The sequence below is a fragment of the Dawidia cretensis genome (assembly GCF_018598175.1).
Taxonomy (GTDB): domain Bacteria; phylum Bacteroidota; class Bacteroidia; order Cytophagales; family Cyclobacteriaceae; genus Ohtaekwangia; species Ohtaekwangia cretensis.
In genome coordinates this window covers 1-25,049 of record NZ_JAHESE010000003.1, presented here as the reverse complement: position 1 = coordinate 25,049, position 25,049 = coordinate 1, and the positions used below count along the sequence as shown (strand labels likewise).

At 49.7% G+C, this 25,049-nt stretch carries 14 protein-coding genes; 1 reads left to right on the top strand and 13 read right to left on the bottom strand.

Features of this window, described 5'->3' with window-relative positions; all coding sequences use genetic code 11:
* Positions 1–60: 60 nt before the first annotated feature.
* The 6 genes from KK062_RS05290 to KK062_RS05265 all read right to left on the bottom strand — a co-directional run bounded on the left by KK062_RS05290 (position 61) and on the right by KK062_RS05265 (position 9,890).
* On the bottom strand, positions 61–1,254 hold the full coding sequence (locus tag KK062_RS05290) for a DUF4998 domain-containing protein (RefSeq protein WP_254083215.1): 1,194 nt from the start codon (positions 1,252–1,254) through the stop codon (positions 61–63).
* A 31-nt stretch (positions 1,255–1,285) separates the two neighbouring features.
* Positions 1,286–2,476 (bottom strand): DUF5000 domain-containing lipoprotein, encoded by a 1,191-nt coding sequence (locus KK062_RS05285; RefSeq protein WP_254083214.1) that lies wholly within the window; start codon positions 2,474–2,476, stop codon positions 1,286–1,288.
* 32 nt (positions 2,477–2,508) lie between these two features.
* Positions 2,509–4,422, bottom strand: coding sequence for a RagB/SusD family nutrient uptake outer membrane protein (locus KK062_RS05280; RefSeq protein WP_254083213.1), 1,914 nt, complete (start codon positions 4,420–4,422; stop codon positions 2,509–2,511).
* A gap of 11 nt (positions 4,423–4,433) precedes the next feature.
* On the bottom strand, positions 4,434–7,874 hold the full coding sequence (locus KK062_RS05275) for a SusC/RagA family TonB-linked outer membrane protein (RefSeq protein WP_254083212.1): 3,441 nt from the start codon (positions 7,872–7,874) through the stop codon (positions 4,434–4,436).
* Positions 7,875–8,081: 207 nt separating this feature from the next.
* Positions 8,082–9,206, bottom strand: coding sequence for a FecR domain-containing protein (locus KK062_RS05270; RefSeq protein ID WP_254083211.1), 1,125 nt, complete (start codon positions 9,204–9,206; stop codon positions 8,082–8,084).
* A 75-nt stretch (positions 9,207–9,281) separates the two neighbouring features.
* Positions 9,282–9,890 carry a sigma-70 family RNA polymerase sigma factor gene (locus KK062_RS05265; protein ID WP_254083210.1) on the bottom strand — a complete coding sequence of 203 codons (609 nt, stop codon included), beginning with the start codon at positions 9,888–9,890 and terminating at the stop codon, positions 9,282–9,284.
* Positions 9,891–10,160: 270 nt separating this feature from the next.
* On the opposite strand from KK062_RS05265, the gene KK062_RS05260 reads away from it, so the two are divergent.
* Positions 10,161–10,568, top strand: a complete 408-nt coding sequence (locus KK062_RS05260; RefSeq protein WP_254083209.1) for a VOC family protein — start codon at positions 10,161–10,163, stop codon at positions 10,566–10,568.
* A gap of 120 nt (positions 10,569–10,688) precedes the next feature.
* On the opposite strand, the gene KK062_RS05255 is transcribed toward KK062_RS05260, so the two are convergent.
* The 7 genes from KK062_RS05255 to KK062_RS05225 all read right to left on the bottom strand — a co-directional run bounded on the left by KK062_RS05255 (position 10,689) and on the right by KK062_RS05225 (position 24,219).
* Positions 10,689–11,819: a DUF4998 domain-containing protein gene (locus KK062_RS05255; protein ID WP_254083208.1), complete on the bottom strand. Its 1,131-nt coding sequence runs from the start codon at positions 11,817–11,819 to the stop codon at positions 10,689–10,691.
* 25 nt (positions 11,820–11,844) lie between these two features.
* Positions 11,845–13,014, bottom strand: a complete 1,170-nt coding sequence (locus KK062_RS05250) for a DUF5000 domain-containing lipoprotein (RefSeq protein ID WP_254083207.1) — start codon at positions 13,012–13,014, stop codon at positions 11,845–11,847.
* A 33-nt stretch (positions 13,015–13,047) separates the two neighbouring features.
* On the bottom strand, positions 13,048–14,958 hold the full coding sequence (locus KK062_RS05245; protein ID WP_254083206.1) for a RagB/SusD family nutrient uptake outer membrane protein: 1,911 nt from the start codon (positions 14,956–14,958) through the stop codon (positions 13,048–13,050).
* Between the two features lie 11 nt (positions 14,959–14,969).
* Positions 14,970–18,101 carry a SusC/RagA family TonB-linked outer membrane protein gene (locus tag KK062_RS05240; protein ID WP_254083205.1) on the bottom strand — a complete coding sequence of 1,044 codons (3,132 nt, stop codon included), beginning with the start codon at positions 18,099–18,101 and terminating at the stop codon, positions 14,970–14,972.
* A gap of 573 nt (positions 18,102–18,674) precedes the next feature.
* Complete coding sequence (locus KK062_RS05235; RefSeq protein ID WP_254083204.1) at positions 18,675–19,721, bottom strand: GntR family transcriptional regulator; 1,047 nt, start codon at positions 19,719–19,721, stop codon at positions 18,675–18,677.
* 222 nt (positions 19,722–19,943) lie between these two features.
* Positions 19,944–21,881, bottom strand: a complete 1,938-nt coding sequence (locus KK062_RS05230; RefSeq protein ID WP_254083203.1) for a sigma 54-interacting transcriptional regulator — start codon at positions 21,879–21,881, stop codon at positions 19,944–19,946.
* A gap of 31 nt (positions 21,882–21,912) precedes the next feature.
* Positions 21,913–24,219: a tetratricopeptide repeat-containing sensor histidine kinase gene (locus KK062_RS05225; protein ID WP_254083202.1), complete on the bottom strand. Its 2,307-nt coding sequence runs from the start codon at positions 24,217–24,219 to the stop codon at positions 21,913–21,915.
* Positions 24,220–25,049 lie beyond the last annotated feature (830 nt).

The following is a 25,049-nucleotide window of genomic DNA, read 5'->3' as shown; positions in this document are numbered from 1 at the left end:
GGAAGAGAACACCGGCGTCAGTTGCCGCCGGTGTAGGAGTTATTCGATTTGGTTGTACTATTATTCCGGCGCAACGACCAATCGCACGCTTCTGAATTGCAGGTATACATACTGACCGGTACTAACCACCCAGCCAATGGAAACAGTCGTAGGTTCGTCCAGCGTAAACTCCAGGTCGTGCGTACCATTCAGGCTGCCACCCGGTGTACCGTGAAAGACCGCCAGCGGCGTGCCGATATTGTCGATATCCGGCAGCTCGGTGCCTTCCGCCACAACTTCGTATACATCGTAGGAATCACCGCCGAGGTTACCCGACTCAAAAGACATGATATACTTACCCGCCGGCAGCGTAAAGGTCTGCCATACTTTACCGTTGTTCACACCGGCACCACCCCAATCCTGCGTTTCAAAGTGGATGACACCGCCATCGTCTGTTGACCAGCCGCCACCCTGGCCACCGTTCTGATTGGTAGCCGCCGCGTTGAACAACCAGCCGCTGGGCGTACCCCATTTACCCGTACCGGAATCGCCGCGTTTAAAAGGCTTACCTGGATTGTTAAAATATGCCCGGGTAATATTCTTCGGATCAAACAGCTCCGCCACCGCCTTGAACGTATCGACCGCCAGTACTTCCGGCAGATAGTAGGTTTGGTAGGTAATCGTCGATGGCAATTTAATATCCGGCAGGATGGCAGAATCCAGATCTGCCCTGACACGCACCACTTTCCGTTCGTCATCTATATTTAGATAGGTAACCTCTGTAAATGCCGCCGTCTCATCGCTGTTATACATCTGAATGCGCACCTTGTTGATACCCGTTACCTCTACCGCCCTGATCGGCCGGTTGATCAGCGACTCCTGGTACGTCGTCCCATACGACGACCCGGAGGAAAACACCGTCACCGACGAATTACCCGCGGCATCGTACGTAATCAGCTCGAAGTTATAGCGCCCCTCGGGCAATGCGATCGGAATGGCCAGACTATCCACACCGGCGCTCCGCTCGATATCCCGGATCAACGAGTCTTGCCGGGTGTTCCAGTATACCTTCAACTTTACAATTTTCGGATCGGAAATCAACAGCCCCGTAATCACCACACGGTCACGACCGGCACGTGCATGCGCCGAGTCCACCTTGCCGGTATAGATCAGGTCTTTTCCGCCGGTATATTTCAGATAATCATCCATGTCGGTGCATGCCACAACCGCGGCCACCATCAGGGCAACGACAAATATCCCTTTCAGATTCTTCATGATAGTACTATTCAAAGTTTCCAAACTAAAACTACTGATCGTTGCCCCAGAAGGTAACTTCCGAAAACACCATATTGGTATTACCCGACCAGTTCTCGAGGCACCGGATGCGGATATACCGCACACGTGGCATGTCGCTGGGCACATTCGCTTCGTCGCCGATCCGGCCCGCCGTGCGGTCATCGTCGGTAAACAGACCTATGGGTAATCCCGACGGCTTGATGTTCGTAATGGAAAGGAGCTTCGTCCAACCGTCCAGCGAGCCGTCAGGGTTATAATTCGTCGTTCCCCACACTTCATAACGCTTGGGCGACACGTCGTTATACCAGTGGCGATCGTCTTGTACCGCCTGCAGACTGAAACGACTCAACTGCGCTTCTACCCCCAGGTCGAATGTGATAATCTTCGGCACGCCTGTGCTGGCGTTGCCCGTATGCAGTCCAAATCCGCTCACGTCACCCGTGACACGACCGTCCCACACATAGGGCATCGAACCACCCCACTCATTTGTTCTGGCATCACCCGGCAGGGAAATCTCCCGGAACTTGGTTTTATCAAGCTGAATTTCGTAGACTGGAATCAACTCCTGCAACAATACATCGGACTCATTGCCCCACCGGTCTCGTACAAAGACGCCGAACTGACGCGACACCGATTCATACCCACGCACAGAGAAACGCGACGTATCACGCGACGTATAGAAAGTACGTGCCACGGCCATATTACCCGTCGAGTCGGGCGTCGTCACAATGATCGCCAGGTCAGCCTTGGTTGCATTGATGAACGATATCGTAGCCCCACCGAAATCAGGCTCTACCAACAGTGTATGAAAGGTGGTTAGCACCGGCGGCGTCCTCGGCGTTACCTGGATGGTAACGGGCGTTGACCGGTTACCGCTGCGGTCAACGGCATACAAGTCTACCGCGTGCGCCAACGTGTCGGCAAACCCGTCTATGACCAACGTATTGGTATAATATGAGCTCTTAAACTCCATGTCGCGCCCGGCCTTGTTTTTATAGATTGCCTGCACGTAAAGCAGGTCGGGGTCGGACGGTAACGAATACGTCAGGCGGGCCGCACCAGCCAGGGGCTCTGCCTCAACATTTTTGATTGGCCCGGGCGCCGACTTATCCGTTTCAATAGCGCTGAGCTGGTCCGTGTCACACCCGCCGGCGACAACTGCCAGCAGGCAGCATACCGCGATAAATTTTATACTGTTCATTTGAATGCAGATTTAAAGGAACATTGATTTTATTACCAACCCGGGTTTTGCACCAGCTTGGGATTTACCACCAGGTCATTTTGCTTCAGCGGGAACAGGTAGTCGCGCGGTGCGACAAAATGCTGGCTATACAGCAGGCGCGGATGGTAGTACGCCGACGCATTTTCCTGTTCGATATTCCACCCGAAGATGCCCGTGTTGAGCTCATCACCAGCCGTCTTCCATCGCCTCAGGTCCCAGAACCGGCTGCCTTCGAACATCAGCTCGATGGCACGCTCACGCTGAATAATCTCGCGCAACCCTGCCTGCGATGAAAACTTCGCCGGCTGGATCGAATAGCTCGTCCACGAATCCGCCACACCCTCCAGGCCGGCGCGTTCGCGAATCTGGTCGATCCACGACAACGCCTCCGCGCCACGGCCCACTTCGTTCAGCGCCTCGGCATACAGTAAGTATAGATCGGCCAAACGCAGCTCGGGCCAGGGGAAACCCTCCACCGTGGCATCTGTCTGCGTGATCACCAGCTTCCAGTTCACCAGCTTTTTGGTCCACAGTCCTGTAGACGAGTAGTTATTCGCGCCAATGCGCGACTGCGGTTGGCCTTTCTTCGCCCGCACCGTCCAGGTACCCTTGTCCGATTGGCTTGGGCTGTTTTGCATATACCATACCGAACCGTCGAACGCCAGGTCGGCATAGTAACGGTTCTCACGGTTGAATTGAATAGACGCCGTCTGATAGCCTTCGATCAAATTATACCGCTCGTCAGCCCCTGCAGAACGTAGCGAATAGCGCCCGGAATAATTGAAATTCTTGTCTTCTTCCATAGGCACCCCGTTATCCGAATAGAAGAGGTGCGAGATATTGAGCGTCGGGTTGATCAGGTCTTTCGCCCCCCAGATGTTCAGCGGAAACTGCTGATCGATGCGGGCCATGCAGTCCTTCTGCAGATCGGTCGCCGCGCGACCGGAAAGCCCCCAGATCAATTCGGAATTCCACCGCTCGCTTACCGCACCCCGGATGCCCATTTGTATAATCGTCGTATCGCTCAGCTTGGCAAACGTCGAGAAAGTATACAACCGTGCACCGGTCTCGTGCGCAGCTTCGATTGCCACTTCGCAGGCCGCCACCGCCGAGTCCCATTTCACCTGCTCTACAGTAGAATTAAACAGGTGCACTCCGTCATGATCCACAAAGTTGGCATAGTCGGGGTTGCCGTTGAATAACGGGCTGGCTGCTGTCACCCACAGCTTGGCTTTCAGCATCAGCGCAGCAGGACGCGTCACCCGGCCCAGCTCGGTCGAGCGATTCAGGATCGCGTCAGGCAGGTTGGTGGCCGCTGTATCCAGCAGCGCAGAAATATAGGTCACCACTTCGTCCACCGGCGCACGCTTGTCGCGGAACTCATCCGTCGAGCTCGTCACCGGGTGGTTCTTCGGCAACAGCACGATCGGACCGTACATGCGGAAGAGGTAGAAGTGGTAATAGGCTTTCAGAAATTGTGCCTCACCGATCCAACGCCGCCGCATCGCCGGGTCCAGATCGTTGACCTTCGCCGGGTTGCTGACGTTTTCCAGGAAAATGTTGCAATCGCGGATGGCCCTGTAGATCGGCTGCCCGCCGTTGTTTCCGTCCCAGCAGTTCATGTAGGGCTCGTTTATATTCTGGTTGCCTTTGGCGATCTCCAGCGCCGGGTAGTTGTTCGAGCCGTTCTGCGGGTGGTATGTCCACAGCTCGTCGGCGCCCATCAGGCCAATGCTGCCAAAGCCGCTGTTCTGACCGGGCAGGTACGAGTAGCAGGTATATAAATACTTTTCCGCCTCCAGCCGGTTGGCAAAGGCATGGTCCAGTGTCGCCACGTTGTCGGGCACCAGGTCGAGGTAATCGCAGGCGCTCAACGACACCGTCAGCGACATGAACAGAATGCTATAGCGTAAAATGTTCTTCATGTTTAGAGGTGTTAGAATTTGATCTGCGCGCCCAGGTTGAATACTTTCTGAATGGGATAGCCCAGGCCATTGCCCCCCATCTCAATATCCCACATGTCAAAGCCGCTTAACAAGAATAAGTTGTTACCACTCACATAAATGCGTGCCGACGACATACCCAGCTTCTTACTTTGCGCCGGCGTCAGCGTATAGCCCATCTCGATGGTCTTCACGCGCAGGAACGCGCCGTTGCGCATAAACCAGGTGCTGTAGCGGGAAAAGTTGTTGCCATTGTAGTTCGTGCTCAGACGCGGCCACACGGCATATAGATTGCGATCTTCTTCCGACCAGTGACTGTCCGCATACTCTTTCAGCAGCGGTATATCGTTCTGGAACGGTGAGGTATTCGACGCGTCGAGCCAGAAAGATGAGCGGGCCGAACCCTGGAAAAACGCCGAGAAGTCGATGCCTTTAAACCCGAACGAGAAACCGAAGCCATACACGATCTCCGGCAACCACGGATGCCCGATCGGCACCTGGTCGGCATCGGTAATCTGGTCGTCGCCATTCATGTCGCGGTACTTGATGTCACCGGCATGATACTCGCCAAAATTCTGCTTGGGTGAATTGTTCACTTCGGTCTCGTCCACAAACAACCGCTCGGCTACCAGTCCGTAGATCTGGTTGATCGGCTGTCCTTTGTGATAGCGATAGGCTTCGTTGTATTGCGGCTCTTCATACTTCAAAAACTCGCTGTGCGCATAGGTAAAGTTTCCGCGTGCCTTTAACCACGCGCCGCTCGAAAAGGAACGGTTGTAGTCGAGCGACATGTCGACACCGCTTCCGCGGGCCTCGCCCACATTCGCGCGAACGGTTGCTGCTAAGCCTACGCTGGCAGGGATCGATGCGCGATCCATCAAAATGTTAGACCGGTGCTCCGTGAAGTAATCGATGAAGATGTCGAAGTCGTTGAAGATCCCCAGCTCGATCCCCAGGTTCAGCTTACGGGCCGTCTCCCACGAAATGTCCCGGTTGTCATACCGGCTGATACTCACACCGTTCTTGGTCTGGTTCAGGTTTTCGCCAAAGGTATAGGACCGACCGCCGTCGTTCAGGTTTACGTTCGACAGGTAAAAGAAGCGGTCGTTGGCGTCGCCGATGGCGTCGTTACCCACCAGTCCGTACGTCGCCTTCAACTTCAGATTTTGCACGATGTGCTCGACGCCCTTAAAGAATTGCTCGTTCGAGATCACCCAGCCTGCCCCCACCGCCGGGAAGAACCCATAGCGCTGGTCTTTGTAAAAACGCTCCGAGCCATTATAGCCGAACGTAAACTCCGCCAGCAGGCGATCCTGGTAGCCATACGTAAAGCGACCCGACACACCCTGGTTGCGATACGGCAGTGACTTTTGCAGACTGCCCTGGTTGGCCAGCAGCTGCTGCCGGCGTTGAAATACCAGCAGGCCGCTCACATCGTGATCGTCAAACTTGGCGTTATAGATAATGTTACCCTGCAGGTAGGTGGTCGAGTTGATGTCTTTGCTCAGCTCGTTGTAATTCAGATATTCCGTAGGATTGCCATTGGCGTTCAGCAACGCCAGGCTATATTCTTCCGACTCCGGGTTGTACGTGGCGATGTTATAGAAGTACGGATTGTAATAGCGGTTTACGTCGAAGTACGAATACCGCGATGTATTGAAGATACCGCTCGCCGCCAGGCCCGGAAGCACAAACGACAGGTCCTGCTTCAATTCAAACTGCGCATCGATCAGTGACTTGGCGTAGTCCTTATACCCTTTCACCAGCTCGGCGTATGGGTTGATATAGCTCGCGCCCTCGTTGGCGCCGGCACGGGTAGCGTTGCCGAACAGCACGTGGTTGGTATTGGGCAGGAACGACGCGGGGTAAAACGCCGGGAACATCACGGGGTTGGACCGCATAATCTTTTTATACGCATCGGCACCACCGTCCAACGGACCGCGGTAGTCATCGAAGCTACCCGACAAACGCGTTATAAGCTCGGTCTTCTTGGTCAGGTTGATGCTGATGTTGCTCCGCATCTGGTACGACTTCAAATTGATATTGTTATTGAAGTTCGACCGCTTGTCGACGTTCAGGTTACCATTGTCCTGATAGAACACACCCGACACATAATACCGGGCAATGGCGCCGCCACCGCTCACGTTGAGATTATAGCGCTGGTTACTCACCACCTTCTTCACCAGCATGCCACGCCAGTCTGTAGACGGATATAAATACGGGTTCAACCCGGCACGTGTACCTTCGATCTTCTCGCGCGAGTATAACGACGGCGCCAGCGGGTTACGCGTCAGCACCGCCTCGTTGGCCAGCTCCATATACGTAATGGGATCGGCCAGCTCGATATTCTGCGTATTAGACGAAAAAGAATTCTCGAAACGGAAGGAGATCGTCGCCGGACCATCGCTACCCCGTTTGGTCGTCACCTGGATCACGCCGTTGGCACCACGCGCACCATACAACGCCGTAGCCGTCGCATCCTTCAGGATCGAGAATGCCGCGATGTCGTCTACGTGCAAACGCGCCAGTTCGGTTGTCGTCGTCTCGATACCATCGATCAGGATCAACGGATCTTTTTTATACCCGAAAGTCGTCACCCCGCGAATAAAGAAGTCGGCGTTATCAGCCCCCGGCTCGCCGCTGCGTTGGTAGGCAATCACCCCCGACACGCGGCCGGCCAGCGCCGTCGTCAGGTTACTGGAAGGCACCTTCATTTCTGCCGGATTGACCGTCTCGATCGAGCTCACCATACTCGCTTTCTTTTGTGTACCGAAGGCCACGACCACCACCTCTTCCAGGCTGGCCACGTCTACTTCCAGTTGCACATCGATCACCGTACGCCCGTTGATCGTCTCTTCCACTGTTTTATACCCCAGGAACGAATACACCAATATCCCCTCCCCGGCCGACGGCACAGTGATCTGATAATTTCCGTCGCGGTCGGACGTAGTACCACTCGTGGTGCCTTTCAACAGGACACTTACACCCGGTATCCCCTCGCCGGTCTCGTCCTTGACGTTGCCCTTGATGATAATGTCGACAGGGTCGGCGTCGGCATTATAGGCGTTGGTGGATGTAATTTCTTTGATAATGACATTGCTGCCCTCGATGGCATACGTCAGCGGCAGGTTGCGAAGGCAAACTTTCAGCACATCCTCTACAGGGGTTTCGTGAAAGCTCACATTCAGCCGGGGGGCATCTTTCACCTTTTTCGGCGACCAAAATATATTGTATCCGGTTTGTTTGTTGATCTCACCGAATACCTCCTTGAGCGTGGCATTTTTTTTCTCAAACGTGATCTTCTGAGAAAAAACCGCTCCGCTTGCCTGCATAATTGCCAGGAAGATGACAAAAGTGGTGATCTTCATAATGAGCAGGAATTTCTTGACGTAGCCCGAAGGCATGCCAATATTAGTCGTACAATTTTTGTACATTTGAATGGCTTGCGTTAAGTAAGGAATTGTTATCAATAGTGACTTTCTGAATGAAGCAGGCTATGAGCAGGGGCATCGTAAGTGCTCCTGTTCTCATTTATAGGCCTCCCCAGTCTCAGGACGTAGCGGGTGGTGGAGATTTGGTCTTTTTCATGGCGGTTAAGTGTTTAGTAGTATTTCGTTAGGCTCTTCGTAAGTATACCGGCATCATACCGGCTGTTTGCTGCTGATGTGAATCGTCTTCCCCTCTACCCGGAATTGCACATCCCCGGTTTGCTCCATAATCTCCAGCAGCGTTGATATCCGGGTAAACCGTGTCGTCACGGCACCAAACGTTTCTTCTTTCAAGGCATCATTATCAAAGACTACCTCTACATCATACCACCGCGCGACGCTGCGCATGATGTCTTCAAGGCGTTCGTCATCAAACATAAAATAGCCTTCTTTCCAGGCCACGGCTTCACGAGTGTCTATTTCCGCTACCGTGATATTTCCTTCTGCCAGACGCGATTGTTGCCCCGGGGCCAGCGTCACGCTGTGGGTACCCGCAGTGACGCGCACCTTGCCTTCCAGTAAGCTTGTTTTGATATCCGGCTCGTCCGCATAAGCCTTTACATTGAAGTGCGTGCCTAGTACTTGTACTGCATGCTGCCCCGACACCACGGTAAAGGGACGTGTCGGCTGATGGCTTACTTCGAAGTACGCCTCCCCTTTCAGCTCCACACGACGTTCAGCACCTTCCGAAAAATTCAGCGGCAGCCGCAGCGACGAGTAGGCATTCAACCAGATCTTCGATCCATCGGGCAACACCACTTGATACTGTCCACCCTTCGGCGTTTCAATAGTATTATATCCTGACGCGGTTGCAGTGCCCTGGCGGTTTGGCGCAAGAGTATAGATCAGCTGCCCGTCACCGGACTTGGTGATTTGAATATTTTCCTGACTGGCAATATTTCCGTTGGCCGCCTCGGTAAGCGAGATCTTTGTTCCATCCACCAGCACGAGCATAGCCTGGTGGCTCCCCGGTGTAATGTCGCCTGGGTCGACCCCGGCGGTGGGACGCAAATACAACCCCACGCTCACACCTATTATAAGGAGTATGGATGCAGCGGCCAGCCACTGACGGCGGCGGTCATGTTGCGGTCGGGTGATTTCATGATGCAGGCGTACGCGCATGGATTCGGCCACAACGTGTTCGTCTTCGGGGAAGACGCTGTCGCGTTCGGCGCGCTGACGGTACCAGGAGACCAATTCCTCCTTTTCTGCCTCGGTGGCAGTCCGGTCCTTGTATTTTCGCAGTAACGAGTAGATGTATTCCTGGTCCACAGGCATAAGTCGGTTTAGTACAGGTATGTACCGTATCCCGGGTCTTACCCCACAGCGCAAACGATTTTTTTTTGAAAAAACTTAGAATCCGGTCTTTTCGACCTCTTTCAGAATGGCATACAACACGGGCGCAGCCAGGGCAAACAGCCACCCATAATTCTTGAGCTCCCCCCGGATAATGTTCAGCGCCCGGGTCAGGTTCCGTTCCACAGCCTTTTGGGTGATTTGAGCTTGTTCGGCAATCTCGCTGTTTTTCATACCCTTTTCCCGGCAGCGAAACACCAACCGACATTTGGCGGGCATTTCCTCGACTATTCCATTAATATATTCTTCCAAAAAGAGCGCATCGAGCTTCTCTTCGTCTTGCGACAAGTCGGTAAACTCATAGTTCAGCCGAAGCAATTCTGATCGCCTGCTCTCCCGTTGATAATACTTATAAATACTGAATTTCACCGCCGTCGCCAGAAAGGCCGGCAGGTTATCGATCACCACCTGATGGCGGCGCTCCCACAACGAAATAAACACCTCGTGCACAATGTCCTTCGACGAGCTTCTGTCTTCACTATGGTTCCACGCAATGAGCAACATCTTCTTCCAGTAGCGCCCATAGATTTCATTAAACGCACCATGGTCATCGGCCTTCAACAAGGTCGACAGTTCATGATCGCTATAGGCACTGTAGTTGGACATAGAATATCTCGGAACCACCCCGCGAGCGTCAGAGCATCGACGGAATGGGTGTTAGCGTAAGGTTGTGGGCTAGTCAACCTTATACGAAAGTTCCTCATTTATTTAATGATGTACAAATGGGGAAACAAAATAGCAGCGCACCGCAACTTCGCAACGCGGATTCATGCAACAGGAACAGTTGACGCCGCATAAAAAATCCGGCGCTGCTGACATAAGGCTGTCAGCAGGCAGCGTTTTACTTGCCTTATAGAACAATTTAAAACGACAACAATGAATCTATCTTCTGTCCGGATCATCACCGCAGACATCCAACGCCTTATTGATTTCTATGAGCGGATCACGGCTGCATCAATGGCAAAATACACCGAAGATTTTGCCGAGCTGCGCACACCGCAAGCAAATCTGGCCATCGGCAGCACAAGAACGCTTGCCCTGTTTGGTAACAATGAAATTGCCATCCCCGCCGCGAATCGCTCCGCCATCATTGAATTCCTCGTCGATGACGTCGACGCAGAATTTGAACGACTAAAAACATTTCTCGGCGATGCCGTCCTTCAACAACCCACTACCATGCCCTGGGGCAACCGCTCGTTGCTTTTCCGCGACCCCGATGGCAACCTGGTGAACTTCTTCGCGCCGGTTACAGAAGACGCAAAGAAAAGATTTGGTGTAGCGTAATACGAATGGGTCTAGACGGCGGCCACCGTGCATAGACTTTCAAAACTATAAACAAGAAGCGGTCCCCTTGTCCAAAATCAGACCCGGGGACCGCTCCATGTTTATAGAACATGAACTCAATCAAAAACCATAGGCGCTTACTTCACCGATAACCATATTATTCTCGGGTCCCGACACTCCCACAAATCGAAAATATCGGCCCTGGGTAGAAGGAGGCGTGACAAAGGTCTGCTCACCCAGCAGGAAACGATTAAAGTCAAATTCTCCCAGGTCAGTCCAGGTGATATTGTCCATGCTCACTAAAAATTTAATCTTGTCAGGAGCCCTGTGATCGCCATCCGGAGGAGAATCAAAGGTTGTTATCCATACTCCGAATTGTGTTATTGTTCGTACAACGCCCATGTCGATCGTTGCATGATGTGGATAGGACGAGCTCCCGGCTAATGAGTGCCAACGGGTTTTAAAGGTTCCATCAATAAAATTCTTCACCGAATTCTCCGCACCACCATGCTCCGAGGAAAAGTCAATTATATCCCAGTCTATTTTGTCAAAGGTCAACAATGTACTCGGTGAATAGTCCGTAAAAAAACTATCAATACCGGTAGAATCGGGTTTATACACGGTTCTATACTCATACCCCATATCCGGCTTAAGGTCTGCAATGACAGACGTTGGCAAATCTGACGGAAAACTTTGAAGTTTACTATTTCCCGCGATATCCGTATACCTTACTTCTATTGCAACCGCCCCATCAACAGCGCCACCCCAATGTATCGTTATTTTTCCCAGCGCGTCGATCGACGTCGATCCCACCGATCTGTTCACTAATTGCGCCTGATACTGTTCACCATAAACATTGGCACTTAGCTCTACGGGCAGCGATCTGTTCCCAAATTCATCCAGGCATACGAGTTTAAAAATGTATCTCCTCTCTTCCAGGTTATCCAGCATTTTTTTGAAAATACCCTGCCCCTCTATAACAAGGTCTGAAGAATCCCTGTAATCGTTCCAGAAAAACCTGGCTATTGTGATCCGCTGTGACTTGACAAATACTTCAAACTCAACACGATTTTTACCTGAATGGGGCGCTACGCTATCGGCTTTAGCGGCATAAATAACCTCTCCCCGATCCAGATACTCCTGATGCAGATCATTCATGTCTGAGCAGGCTACCAGCATAACAACCAGCAATGCGATGCCTATTGCATGTAGATGGCGTGATCGTTCGCGTAAATAATATAGCTGTTTCATGATGTTTTTTTTAAAAGAGTTAACATTACCGGTTGTCACCAAAAAATTGCAACTCCGATATTTGAAAGTTGTCACCGCCAGACCAGGTTTGTATAACCTTAATCCGGATATAGCGAACTTTCGGAGCTGTCACAGGACAAATAAAATCCTCTCCATTGTTGGCCCTGCTCACATCTTCATCTGTATTCTGTCCCATCGGTAATCCGGAAGGTTTTACGGACGTGCAATCCATCAGTTTAGTCCAGCTATCCCAGTTTCCTGATCCGTCAAGCTGCTCGGCTCCCCAGACCTCGAATTTTCTGGGATTCCCTTCCGAAAAAATGTACGTCCCTTGCCGCTGAAATACTCTCAACCGACTCATTTGCACTACGACACCAAGATCAATGGTAACAGAATGAGGCCAAACGCCCGAACCACCCGGCGAGCTAAACCCCTGGTCACCCATAATATCATCCCACATTCTTGGCTTTACCCAACCAAAGGCACTCGGTTGATCGCCGGGTAGCTCAACGGCATTGAATTTGTTGCGATCAAACTTTGTTTCATAGATCGGGGTCAGGGTATAATACTTGATCTCACTCCTGTTACCCCAGCGGTCCTGAACATACGCCCCGATGTTGACAGGGATCGTATCCATTTCTCTCTTTGCTCCCTCTCCGGCTTTTACCGAACTATAAAAAGTTTCCAACGGAACGTACTCTTTGTTATGATCCTCCTTCAATATCACCACTGAAATTTCCGCCCGGGCCGGGTTCTGCCAATACGCGTGAACCCCTCCAAAGTCCGGGATCAGCTCTAATGTTTCGCCAATCGTAACAACAGGAGGCTCAAGCGGGACGATGGTTGTTTCAACCGCCGGTGATTCGTTCCTGCTGCGGTCCACGGCAATCAGCTTTACCTGTCGCTCGGCAGTGTCTCCGAATCCCTGAATCTTTAACGTATCATTATAAAGAGAAGCACGTACCTCGCTGGTAATTCCATCTTGCAATGAATACACGGCTTTTACATAAAGAAGGTCTTCATCATGCGGCAGCGCATAACGAAGGATGGCTCCTCCCGGAATATTTTCGACCTCCACGTTTGCGATCTCGCCGGGAGGATTGGTATCTATTGGTTCCTGCCAAAAGGATTCCTCCTTACAGGCCGGGGCTATAAAACCAATGACTATATAAAAAAGAGTATTTCTCATGTTCATATACATATTTTTAAACACATGATTGGAGGCTGCCTACCAGCCATAATTTTGGATCAGGTTATTATTAACTACCAGGTCTGATACTTTGATAGGCCAGAAATAATCTTTTACCGTAAACTCGACCGGCTCTTTCGCCACCGATATCACCCTGTAAAAATCCGCGTGGGTCTCGCCCATGATGTTCCATCCCTGGGGCTGTTCGTTTAACACCTCTATCTCCTTCCAGCGCCGGATATCCCAAAAGCGCTTGCCTTCAAAAGCCAGCTCAATAGTTCGTTCGTCATGAATGATCTCACGCAGGCCTTCTTTGGTAGCGGGTTTACCAGGTCTGCTGGAATACGTAGACCACGATTCTTGAACCCCCTTTAGCCCGGCACGAGCCCGGATGAGATCTAGATACGTGAAGACTTCGTCAACCGGCCCGTTCACTTCATTCAATGCTTCGGCATACATCAGGTAAAGATTGGCCAGACGCATAATGGGAAAAGGAAAATATTCAAATGACACGTTGTCTCTCGTCTGCGCATCTTTGAAGCTGTGCATCTTCTTCACAGAATATCCTGTAGCGGAAAATCCAGATCCTCCCTGCCATCCGGAAACGCCGAGGTTGAAGAAATCACAAACCTTTACATTGGCAGGAAAATCGTAGTAGCCATTCCCAAAGTAAACTCCCTTATCAAAACCAAGGCTGGCATAAAAGCGCGGTTCGCGATTGTAATGCAGGTAGACTGTTTTCTCGCCTTCCTTTACATAATATTTTTCATCTCCGGCAGAAGCTTCCGGTCTCACCTTATAGCGGTCTTGATACCATCCGTTATCTCTCCACTGAACATCCTCATCGATCGGAACTCCGTTCGACGAATAGTATTTCCCAACCATTTTTAAGGTCGGTGCCCATTCGCTGGTTGCATCATTAAGCCGCTCCGGCGTTAATCGCACCAGCCTTGGCGTTGCGTGCCGTACCAGAAGGGCAACGTCATTATTGGTGTTGCCCCATAATAATTCCTTGTTCCACCGATCGCAAATTGCCTGCCGGTACGTTGTTTGGACCTTGAACGGATCAGGAGCATTTAACGTCAACGGATCAACCAGGTCATACAACGCTTTACCCTGCGCCTGGCAAACATCGATAGCCTCCTTACACGCATCCGCGGCAAGCTGCCACTTTTCAGGATCATAGGCCTGCGAAAAAAGCTGCACCCCCCGCTTGTCGATCATGCCTGCATAATCGGCATTTCCATTGAACAGGGGGCTGGCCGCAAAGAGCAGCACTTCCGCACGCATACTCAACGCCGCCAGTTTGTCAACGCGGCCAGCTTCGGTTCCTTCGATCACTTCGTTTGCATCCGGCAGATCAACGGCCGCCTCCTGCATCAGGTTCGCGATATACTGAACGACCGAATCTACCGGCTCACGATACACTTTTACTTCTTCTGCACTGGCATTGATCGGAAGGTTGACGTCAACAATAGGAATAGGACCATAGCATTTAAACAGACAATAATGATAGTAAGCCTTCAGAAACTTCACCTCGCCGATCCATCTCCTCTTCTCGTAATCCGCCAGGTCCTGAACTTTATGAATGTTGTCCAGAAAGATGCTGCAATCGCGGATACCGACCCATAAACCATCACTCCAATAATTAAAATACGGATTCGCTGCATTTTGTAAGCCGCGTGCAATGTTGGTATTCCCCCAGGTTGGGAAACCCTGGTTGATAATGTAACGTTGCCAGGTCTCGTCGGCACCGCTCATGGCAGGATCGTTATCCACCGCGCCAATTCGCGGACGGTAATTATAACAGGTGAACAGATACTTTTGAGCGACTGTTCTGTTCCGGAAAGCATAATCAATAGTCGCAATATTATCCGGCACTACATCCAGGTAATCACCGCATGCGCTCAGGGTGCATAGTATAATCAGTGTTATGAATATCTTTTTCATCGTACTCGATTTTAGAAGGAAAGTTGAAGCCCCATATTGAAGACCTTTTGAATGGGGTACCCCATACCATTGCCATTCGCGTCGCGATTGCCTCCCAATTCCGGATCCCACATCTTGAATTTGCTGAACGTTAAAAGATTGGTTCCACTGAAGTAGAAGCGCAGGTTTGTTAGTTTGATCCGTGAAATAAGACTGATGGGTAGCGTGTACCCGAACTCGACAGATTTTAACCGCAGGAACGATCCATCTCTCACGACCCAGCTGGAGCCTACCATATTATTCTCAACACGCGTAGGAGAAAGCCGGGGCCATAAGGCATATACATTTCTGTTTTCCTCTGACCAATGATCATCAGCATACGCCTTCAGCAGCGCATTCTGCCCGTCGACAAAGGGAGACGTATCAAACGCATTAATCTGGAAAGATTCCCGGGCGAGCCCTTGGAAGAAACAGGACAGATCGAATCTCTTCCAGCCACCGGATAAACCAAAACCATACACGACCTCAGGAACGGTGGGATATCCCATCGGCACCATATCCAGCTCGTTGATCTGACCGTCATCATTGAGATCTTTATATTTAATATCACCCGCCATGTAGTCGCCAAACTGCGTGGGTGAATTCCGGACTTCCTCTTCATCAACAAAAAGGCGCTCGGCTACCAACCCCCATATCTGATTCAACGAGGTGCCTACACGAGATCTCCAGGGTGTACTGGAATAATCAGGTTCTTCATAGATCTTAAACTTGCTCGTGGCATAGGTGAAATTAGCCATTCCAGTCACCCAGGCGCCATTGGCGAACGAATGATCATAACTTGCCGACATGTCAAAGCCACTGCTGCTGGCTTCCCCTACGTTCGCACGAACTCCCGCCTGGAGTCCCATGGTAGCGGGGATGAAAGCGCGGTCCATCAAAATATTCTTACGATGCTCGGAAAAGACATCGGCCTGAATTTCCAGTTTTCCGAATAAATTCATTTCAACACCCAGGTTCCATTTAATAGCCGTTTCCCAGGTGATCTGGTCATTGGCGTACCGTGATATAGAGACCCCGGTTAAAGCTTGTCCGTTTCCATAGGTCCCGAAAGCCGCGCCTTTGCGGTCATCATTCATATTCACATTCGACAGATAAAAGAATCGGTCATTCTCACTACCAATCGCGTCGTTTCCTACCAGCCCATACGTTGCTTTTACTTTCAGCTTGTCAACGATCTGTTTCAGACGACCATTCCAGAAAGTTTCGTTTGAAGCGATCCACGCCACACCGGCAGAAGGGAAAAATCCGAATCGCTCTTTTTTAGAAAATCGTTCCGAGCCGTTGTAGCCGAAATTAAACTCGGCAAAATAACGGGAATCATACGCATACGTAAACCGGCCTGCCGTGCTCATGTTGCGATACGGAAGTGACTTCTGAAGGTCACCCGCATTTGCGTTCAACTGTTCCCGCCGTGTCATCACCACCAATCCGCCGACAGCGTGTTTTTCATTGAAGAGGCGATCCCAATTGATGGCCGCTTCCATATACGTTGTCGATGTAATAAGCTTTCTGTCCAGTGGCTCCTGGTAGTCCAGATACTCCGTGCCGGTAGTCGGATTCAGCGGATTTAATCGATAGGTGTCGTCCGCTTTATCATACCGGGACATGGCGTAAAAAAAGGGGGTGTAAAAACGCCTTACTTCATAGTTAGCATAACGGTTTGTATTGAACAGTCCACGGATCGAAAGTCCTTCCAAAATAAAATCAAGCTTCTGCCGCAGCTCGCCTTGCGCCATGATATGGGAAGTGCTGAAGTCACGATAGCCCCGGGCCAGGGAAGCATACGGATTGTTATATCCTCCTTTGTCGTAGTTACCAAAAAGAATATGTTGTGTATGTGCATTCGCCGAATCCGGCAAATAGTAGGCGGGAAACAATACAGGATTTGTTCGCATCACTTGCCGGTAAATCGCATCCCCTCCCTCTATAGGGCCGGTGTAATCATCAAACAGCCCCTGTAAACGCACTGTCACTTCGGTTGTTTTCGTCACATTGAGAGTAATGTTAGATCGCAGCATGTAACTCTTTAGGTCAATGTTACTGTTGAAATTGTTTCTCTTATCAACATTGAGCAGTCCATTGTCGTTGTTGACGGATCCTGCCAGATAATACTTGGCAACCTTCTCCCCACCCGTGAGGTTGAAGTTTAATCGCTTGTTTTGTGCATAATCCTTAAAGACCATTTTATACCAGTCATTCGCAGGGTAGGCATACGGATTACCACCGTTCATCGTATTTTCAATTTTATTTTGCGAATACGGTGTTACGCCGAGCGGATTGCGCGTCCGTACAGCTTCGTTATGAAGTTTCATATAGGTAACCGGATCCGCCAGCGCTATATCCTGCGTCGGCATAGAGAATGAGTTCTCCATACGAATGTTGATGGTCGCTTTACCCTCGAGGCCTCTTTTGGTTGTCACCAGGATTACCCCATTCGCCCCGCGCGAACCATAAAGCGAAGTAGCGGTGGCGTCCTTCATAATAGAGAAACTGGCAATATCATCTGGTTGCAACCGCGCAAGTTCCCGTGTCGTAATTTCATTATTGTCCAAAAGGATCAGGGGATCTTTTTTATATCCGAAGGTGGTAACGCCACGAATAAAAAAACTGGCGTTATCGGCGCCGGGTTCTCCACTGCGCTGATACGCGATGATGCCCGACATTCTGCCCGCCAGTGCCGTCGTTAAATTGCTACTGGGTATTTTCAGTTTTTCAGGCTCTACGGTTGTAATCGAACCAATGACAGATTCTTTCTTCTGTGTTCCATAACTAACCACCACCACTTCTCCCAGGGCCGCGACATCCGGCACCAGTGAAACATTAATAGAGCTTCTATTGGCTACTTCCATCGTTTGACTGCTATAGCCTACGAAGGAGAAAATTAGTATTGCATTTACGTCTGCAACTTCCAGCGCGTACTTGCCATTGTTATCGGAGGTAGTTCCATTGTTCGTGCCTTTTATCATGACACTGACGCCAGGCAAGGACTCTCCAGACTCGTCCGTAACCGTACCGGAGACGCGCAGGGCTTGCGCGAAAATCGACTGACGCGAACCCGCAACAATGAAAATGCAACATATAAGGATCTTGTAAAATTTATGCATACATATTCTGCTTAGTGTGATGAGGTCGTATGTTAAAATCAAGTGGATGAAAAGAAGTAAGGTCAAGGCAATACCCCACTGATCACACCCCGGTTCTACTGACCTTGGGTGCGAAAGTTTCCGGACTCATGTGAGTGCCGTCGGTTCGTGTTGAAATTATTCTACTTTTTGCCGTACCCGGCATTCAGGCATTGGTATAAAGCCCGATCCCTGGAAAGACCGGAAGAAATACTGAGTAAGGTTTAATGGTCCTGCTGCTGAGCACTGAAGGATAGATTTACCCTCTTCAGAAATTTGCTGGTAAAGACCAGTAATGATCTTTTAGATAAGAAGTAGTTTTGATCCATAGGTAAAAGGTTTTAGGTGTTTGGGGTTCCTGGAAGCTTCCAGAATAAAACTAAAAGCAAAAACCGTTTTAACCGTTCTGAACCGTACTGATTGCAAACGATTTAAACGGCTTTAACCCGCTTTTACGTGGGAAGAAGAGGGATACTCAAAATATCGCCCCAAAAGAAATTTTCAGAAATTTATTACTGCAATATCTATCCTGATCTATCCTGCACAACGTTTACTTTATACCGATGATCTTAATGTAAGATGAAAAGGTATTTCAATATGCTCTCTTGAATTGTTGAGGATCATCTCCGCCGTTTTCTCTCCCATCATTTTGAAATCCGTTGAAATGGTCGTTATGCCATTGAGTATTATCTTCTTTAACGGTGTTTCATTATAGGAGATCACACCGACATCCCGGCCCACTTCAAGTTTGCTAAGCAGGATTTTTTCGATGAGCCTGACAAGATCTTCCTCCATTAGGCTGATGAATGCTTCCCCAACATTGATCGGCTCATCCTGAATTCGATGAACGACTTTCGCACTGAAGGCAAACTCATCGCAAAAACTGAAAAAGCCTTTGAGGATCTCCTGCGGATAATAAGAATCCTGCGGAAAAAGGATTTTCAGGGTATGATACTTACACAATTGCTCCAGCGCCTGTTCCAGCGCAGACCGGATGTCCAGTTCAAAATTCTCGTAGACAGCGCCAAACTGTCCGGAGACCCCCGGAACCAGCTTGTCCAATAAAATGAGCTTATCTTTGTCGATCGAATTAATTATTTCGTGAGCATTATCGCCACCTTCCAGAAAGTGCGGTATAATGACATAGTGTGTATAACCCTCTCTTTTTGACTGCAGCAATTTTTTGAAGAACGAGAAATCATTGTCGTAAATATACAGATCAATAGAAGCATGCTTCACCAACGATGCTGCGATCGAATCATAGATGATCTTTTTATGCGCACTAAGTTTATTAAAAAGCAGAAAGACTTTTAACTGGTGATTGACATCCGTGCTTTTAATGAAATATCCCTTTCCGGGAACAGAGCCGATAACGCCACAATCCTTCAGGTATTTGTACCCCCGCTCGGCTGTATCCCGTGATATCTCAAATTCAAAACTTATTTCACTCAGCGATGGCAGGATCTCGTCCTTTTTAATATTACCCTGCTGAACAGCGTTGATGATTGAATTTGCCAATTGCTGATACTTCGGTGTTGCCGAATGATCATCCAGAGAGATGTATTTATAGACGGAGGATTTTTGCATTGTCAGGAGCATCATTCAAAAGTTCAATCCAGGCGGCGTTCTGCACCGTTGTTCCCTCATCGTCCGCCTTAATTGCCACTGATCTGGCACGCCATCAAATATGCGGCCTGATTGAAAAATAACTGACTATCAATAATTTATGTAGATATATAAAAAAAGATGCACCGATATTTCGGTGAACACCGAAAACCGGAAACGAAATAACGTTGTAAACAGAGGCAGGATATTTCCGAACGCCTACAGGGTATGCTCTTTTTTGATCCCAAGCTTTTTCATTTTGGACTGCAGTGTTGTGGGCGGAACGTTCAGCAGCTCCGCTGCGCCCCCGGCACCCCAGATCTTACCCTCGCATTTTTTTAATACCTCCAGTATATGATCCCGCTCATTCTCCAGGATGGTCTTTACGCGAGGCGCGTCAGTAGCGTGGTTTGTTTCCTTTTGATCTGGCAATACGATGTCTCTGATCGTATCTCCTTTCGCGAGCAGCACGCTTCTCTCCATTAAATGCTCCAACTCCCGAACATTGCCCGGCCAGCGGTAGGCCTGAAGCTCCTGCAAAACTTTAGCGGAAATGCCCGTAATTTTTTTCCCCGTCTTCCGCGAGAAGTAACTGACAAAGTGATTTGCCAGGGTCGGTATATCTTCTTTGCGTTCGCGCAACGGAGGAAGTTGTATGGGAAAAACATTGAGGCGATAGTACAGATCAAGACGGAAACGGCCCTCCGCAACTTCCTTTTCCAAATCCCTGTTGGTGGCAGCGATCACCCGGACATCAACTTTTATCGGCGCCGAACCACCGATGCGTTCTATTTCCTTTTCCTGTAAAACTCTCAACCATTTGACCTGCAGCTCAATGGGCATTTCGCCTATTTCGTCCAGCAAGATCGTTCCGCCGGAAGCCTGCTCGAACTTGCCGATCCTTCTATCGGTGGCACCGGTAAAGGCCCCCTTCTCATGACCAAACAATTCTGATTCAATCAGGGAAGCCGGAAGGGCTGCACAATTTACTTTGATAAAGGGTTTCATTTTTCTCGGAGAGAGCCTGTGAAGACAATCGGCGACCCGTTCCTTTCCCGTACCACTTTCACCCAGTATCAGTACCGAAGTATCCAGCGGCGCCACCTGGGCAATACTGTCGAACACATTCAGCAGGCGATGGCTTGTGCCGACAATACCCTCGAAACCAGAAATCCGGGTGGAATTCCCGTCCGGTGGTAATGGGTCTTCTTTCAGCGTCTCTGCGCCTTCCGGTGTCTTTTTGATCGCCAACGCAGCGTCTATTGTCTCGGCCAATGCCTGTTGCAGTCTGTTGAATAAGGCCAGATGCTCGTGCGTGTAGGTATCCGCACTTCGACTATAAAATGAAAGATAGAAAATCCCTCCGCCGGCAAGATGCAGCGGCAGCGAGAGATAGGAGGCCATGCCAAAATACCCGGCTACTAACTTCTTCAACGGATCACGGGAGCAAAGTTCCGTAAATGCCTTTCCCGCATAAAAGGCAGCGATGGAATCCGTATGGCCCGACCGCTGCAAGACCTCGTAAGCCTGCATGCTCAGACCCGTCATCACCCGAAATTCAGGGAAATCGATACGCTGATATTCATTGAATCCTATTCGCAGGAAGCCGCTGCTATAGCGTGTATGATCAGCTTCTTTAAGCTCGCCGCGCATAAGGTCAAAGGAAATATACGGCTGAATAGCCACGCCGATCTTCATGATCGTATGCTGCCAGTTGCCAGCGCTGGTGACCAATCCGGCGAGCTGTTTTTGCAATGCAGCTTCTCTCCGAAAACCGGACTCCAGGCTATGCTCATGTCGGTACCGGGCAATCTCAAGCGCCACCAGTACATCCTTTTCACGAAAAGGTTTTACCAGAAAACCATACGGCTGCGTGGCCTTCGCCTCTGCTAAAACGTCCTGATTGGAATTCGCGGAGAGATACACAAAAGCAATGTTCTCCTCCCGTAATCTTTTTGCCAGGTCAATACCGGTCAATTTTCCCTTGAGGTAGATATCCAGCAAGACCAGCGAAGGTTTCTCCTGCTCTATCAGCTCGATAGCTTTCTGCACCGAGCGGGCTATGCCCGTTACCTGGTATCCTGCTTTTTCAAGCATCAACCGCAAATCGTTCGCTTCTATGAACTGATCCTCTACTATAAGAACTTTATCACGCATGGCAATGTCGAATATTATACCAGAAAAAAACTTACAGCTGATGCTGGCACTGATCGGACGCAAATCGTATGGCTATTGCTGTACCGCCATCATTCTGTATTTCAAACCGTGCACCAATGTCGTCGCTAAGACCTTGCATCAGGCTCATTCCCAGGGAGCTCTTGCTCTCACGATTAAAATCGGGCGGCAGGCCTATCCCATTATCAGCAATGCGAAGCGAAAAATGATCTTTTGCCTCCTGCTTCATGCAGATCGTGATCACGCCATTCCTGTTTTCCGGGAAGGCATACTTGATCGCATTGGTGATCGCCTCATTCAGGATCAACCCGAGCGGAACGGCTTGCGCTATTGTCAATTCAACAGGCTCTACGTTCATTTCAAAACGAATCCGATGCCTGGTATTGAAACTGTCTCTCAAATATTCCACGAGCTCGTGGATATAAAATGCCATATCGATCGCCGCTACATTTTCCGATTGATACAGTTTTTGATGAATGAGCGACATGGCCTGCACCCGGTGCTGGGAATCACGAATGGCGCTTAGGGCCTCTGCATTGTTCAGGTATGCCGATTGTGAATTAAGCAGGCTCATGATGGTTGCCAGGTTGTTCTTTACACGGTGATGAACCTCTTTGAGCAGCCATTCCTTTTCATCCACCAGGTTCCGAAGAGAATAATTTTTCTGGTTGATCTCACGCTGCTGCGCCTGCAATTGCTTATTACCGCGCTGTTTCACCCGGTAGCTATGATACAACAACCCCACGATGACAAGCAGCAGGGCAATGCCACCAAAGGTCAGGTTTTTAGTCAGAATTGCCTGCTGTATTTCGTTCTGATGAAGCCTGGCTTGATTGCGCAACAACTGAATATCCTTTTCTTTTTGCCCGGTTTCATACTGTATCTGCAATTCCTGTATCTGCTTGCTCTTTTTTTCTGTAAAAATGGAATCGTTGATGGCTTTATGCGCCTGGTAATGTTTAATGGCACTTATATAGTTACCCGCTGCCGAGTCGATTTTGAAAAGCATTTTGTGAATATCACCCAGCATACAAAGGCTGATGACACCTTCGGGCATTGCCATTAATTTGCCCAAATGATTTGCCGCGTGGGGATATTGCCGCCAGGCAATGTATAATTGACTAATACTGTAATACTCCTTACGCAATTCATCGATTTGCCCCGTTGACATCTCCAGCGCGATGGCCTTCAGGTAATATTTTTCTGCCGTGCTGTAGCGTGACATCGCCCGGTAGCAATCGCCCATGGCACCGGTCTGCAGCTGTCTGGCAAAATCGGTATCGGGCGGATATTCTTTTGCTGTGCGCGTTAAAAATGCAAATGCCTCCCGCTGCTTATTTTGCTTTATCAGCCCCTGCACAATCCGTCTCACCAGGGAGTAGAGCGCATTTCGGTCGTCCACTGTCACCACCCCTGGCTTATAGAACCCGCCTCCCGGCACGCTGTTCCCTTTCATAACCTCCAGGCTTTTGTGAAGCCATTGAATGCTTTTTTCAAACTCTCCAATCTCTCCGTAAAACCCACCCAGCGTATTATAAAAACTATCTTCGAAACGATAATCGCCGATCCGTTCCATGCTTTTAATAGCCTCCAGCTCATACAGGATTGCTATGTTGTAATTTCCCCTCAACGCACTGATTTCTGCCAGCAGATCGTATGTGTACTGAAGCTCGTTCGGGCCATTACATTTTTGAAGGTTTAATACCTGCTTCGCTTCGTCTTCGGCGAGCGCCAGTTTCCCCTGACGTACATGTCTGTAGGCGATCTGGGTGAGTACAGAACCCTCTTTTATTTTGTTATTGGATTCCCTGTAGATCCGAAGTGCATGCTCGAATCGCCCGATGATCGCTTGCAACGTGCTGTCAATTAACGGCGACCGCATGCCAAAATTGACCCATGCCTGTGCTTCCCTTTCTTTGTCTCCCGACGTTCTATAACGGTCGATCACCTGCCGAAAACATTCTTCCGCTTGTCGTGCATTGTCGCATCTGAAGTAGTAATACGCCATCTGCGTGAGGGTCTCTTGCCCAAGCTCGAAAGCATGGAGGGAATCGCTTAGATTTTTAGCCTGCACCAAAAACGCCAACGCACTATCCACTTTGATCTTGTTTCGATAGTTCCACTCTGTATCAAAATAGTACTTGCTTAGTGTAAGCAGTAACTTGATGCGGCCGGTGTCAGGCTTGCTTTGGTGGATACGCGTTAGCAGCTTTGCGGGTTTATCACCCTTTGCAGTTGCCTGTGCGTTGCAGAACACGAGTGTCGTTATTAAAAACACCCCGGTCAGAAAATACCGTTCAGATTTGCGAAGAAACTTCATACGATTGGGCGAGCTACGGGCTGCGGACTATGCACAGATCAGCCTGTTACCGAAATATACCATTATAAAATAACAAGAACACACGTTTGCGGGTAAAACCTGGCCCTACCCGTGGTCTTTACTGCATTTAAGTACTTTTTTAAAATGATCATTCCGATCGCCCGGTAGTCCGGCCCCTCTGGTTGAACATTCTTATTGATCCGCAACTTCCTGAAAAGCATTGGGCACATCAAAGGGTAAAGGTGAGATCAAGGCTTATCTATCATGGATACTCTTCTTTCTTACCGATTTAATATTCACACAAACGGATTTGAAAAGAACTATAAAACACCAGGTATAAACGACAAATTCGATCGTCTAAGATGAAAGAGCACCGCCATACAAAATCGGGCGCAACATTTTATATCTTTGCAAGAAAGTAGCTGCTCGAATACAATTGTTTAAATTCGACTAACTATTTTCTTGCGCAATTGCAGCCTATGCGGCGCGTTGCGCTCCACTCAAGCGCGCGGGGCTTCGCGCCGATCCATCCTTCCGCCCGATCTACCCCCTGATTTTTCAGGTGCGCTACTCTACACCCTGTTCGTTTCCAGACACGACCCGGAGAAATTCTATCTCAACGTTAACGCATCCTCCTTTATAGTCAAGAGATAACCCAGTGAAATTGCACTCATGACTCACTCTATACCCAGACCTTTAGAGGTCTGGGTCATCTTTTGCTTGTGAATACATTGTGCGTAAATTGTGTCTTCCTATTATTGGCAGTATATAGGAAGTAGCTACCTTGTTCGTAGAAGTATGGCCCAAAGTCGTTGCGACCCTGACGACGT

What these genes read in the sequence shown, in the direction of transcription:
- KK062_RS05290 (WP_254083215.1), bottom strand. Translation starts at nt 1,254, where the DNA reads ATGAAGAATCTGAAAGGGATATTTGTCGTTGCCCTGATGGTGGCCGCG.
- KK062_RS05225 (WP_254083202.1), bottom strand. Translation starts at nt 24,219, where the DNA reads ATGAAGTTTCTTCGCAAATCTGAACGGTATTTTCTGACCGGGGTGTTT.
- KK062_RS05275 (WP_254083212.1), bottom strand. Translation starts at nt 7,874, where the DNA reads ATGTACAAAAATTGTACGACTAATATTGGCATGCCTTCGGGCTACGTC.
- KK062_RS05230 (WP_254083203.1), bottom strand. Translation starts at nt 21,881, where the DNA reads ATGCGTGATAAAGTTCTTATAGTAGAGGATCAGTTCATAGAAGCGAAC.
- KK062_RS05270 (WP_254083211.1), bottom strand. Translation starts at nt 9,206, where the DNA reads ATGCCTGTGGACCAGGAATACATCTACTCGTTACTGCGAAAATACAAG.
- KK062_RS05260 (WP_254083209.1), top strand. Translation starts at nt 10,161, where the DNA reads ATGAATCTATCTTCTGTCCGGATCATCACCGCAGACATCCAACGCCTT.
- KK062_RS05245 (WP_254083206.1), bottom strand. Translation starts at nt 14,958, where the DNA reads ATGAAAAAGATATTCATAACACTGATTATACTATGCACCCTGAGCGCA.
- KK062_RS05265 (WP_254083210.1), bottom strand. Translation starts at nt 9,890, where the DNA reads ATGTCCAACTACAGTGCCTATAGCGATCATGAACTGTCGACCTTGTTG.
- KK062_RS05255 (WP_254083208.1), bottom strand. Translation starts at nt 11,819, where the DNA reads ATGAAACAGCTATATTATTTACGCGAACGATCACGCCATCTACATGCA.
- KK062_RS05250 (WP_254083207.1), bottom strand. Translation starts at nt 13,014, where the DNA reads ATGAACATGAGAAATACTCTTTTTTATATAGTCATTGGTTTTATAGCC.
- KK062_RS05280 (WP_254083213.1), bottom strand. Translation starts at nt 4,422, where the DNA reads ATGAAGAACATTTTACGCTATAGCATTCTGTTCATGTCGCTGACGGTG.
- KK062_RS05240 (WP_254083205.1), bottom strand. Translation starts at nt 18,101, where the DNA reads ATGCATAAATTTTACAAGATCCTTATATGTTGCATTTTCATTGTTGCG.
- KK062_RS05285 (WP_254083214.1), bottom strand. Translation starts at nt 2,476, where the DNA reads ATGAACAGTATAAAATTTATCGCGGTATGCTGCCTGCTGGCAGTTGTC.
- KK062_RS05235 (WP_254083204.1), bottom strand. Translation starts at nt 19,721, where the DNA reads ATGATGCTCCTGACAATGCAAAAATCCTCCGTCTATAAATACATCTCT.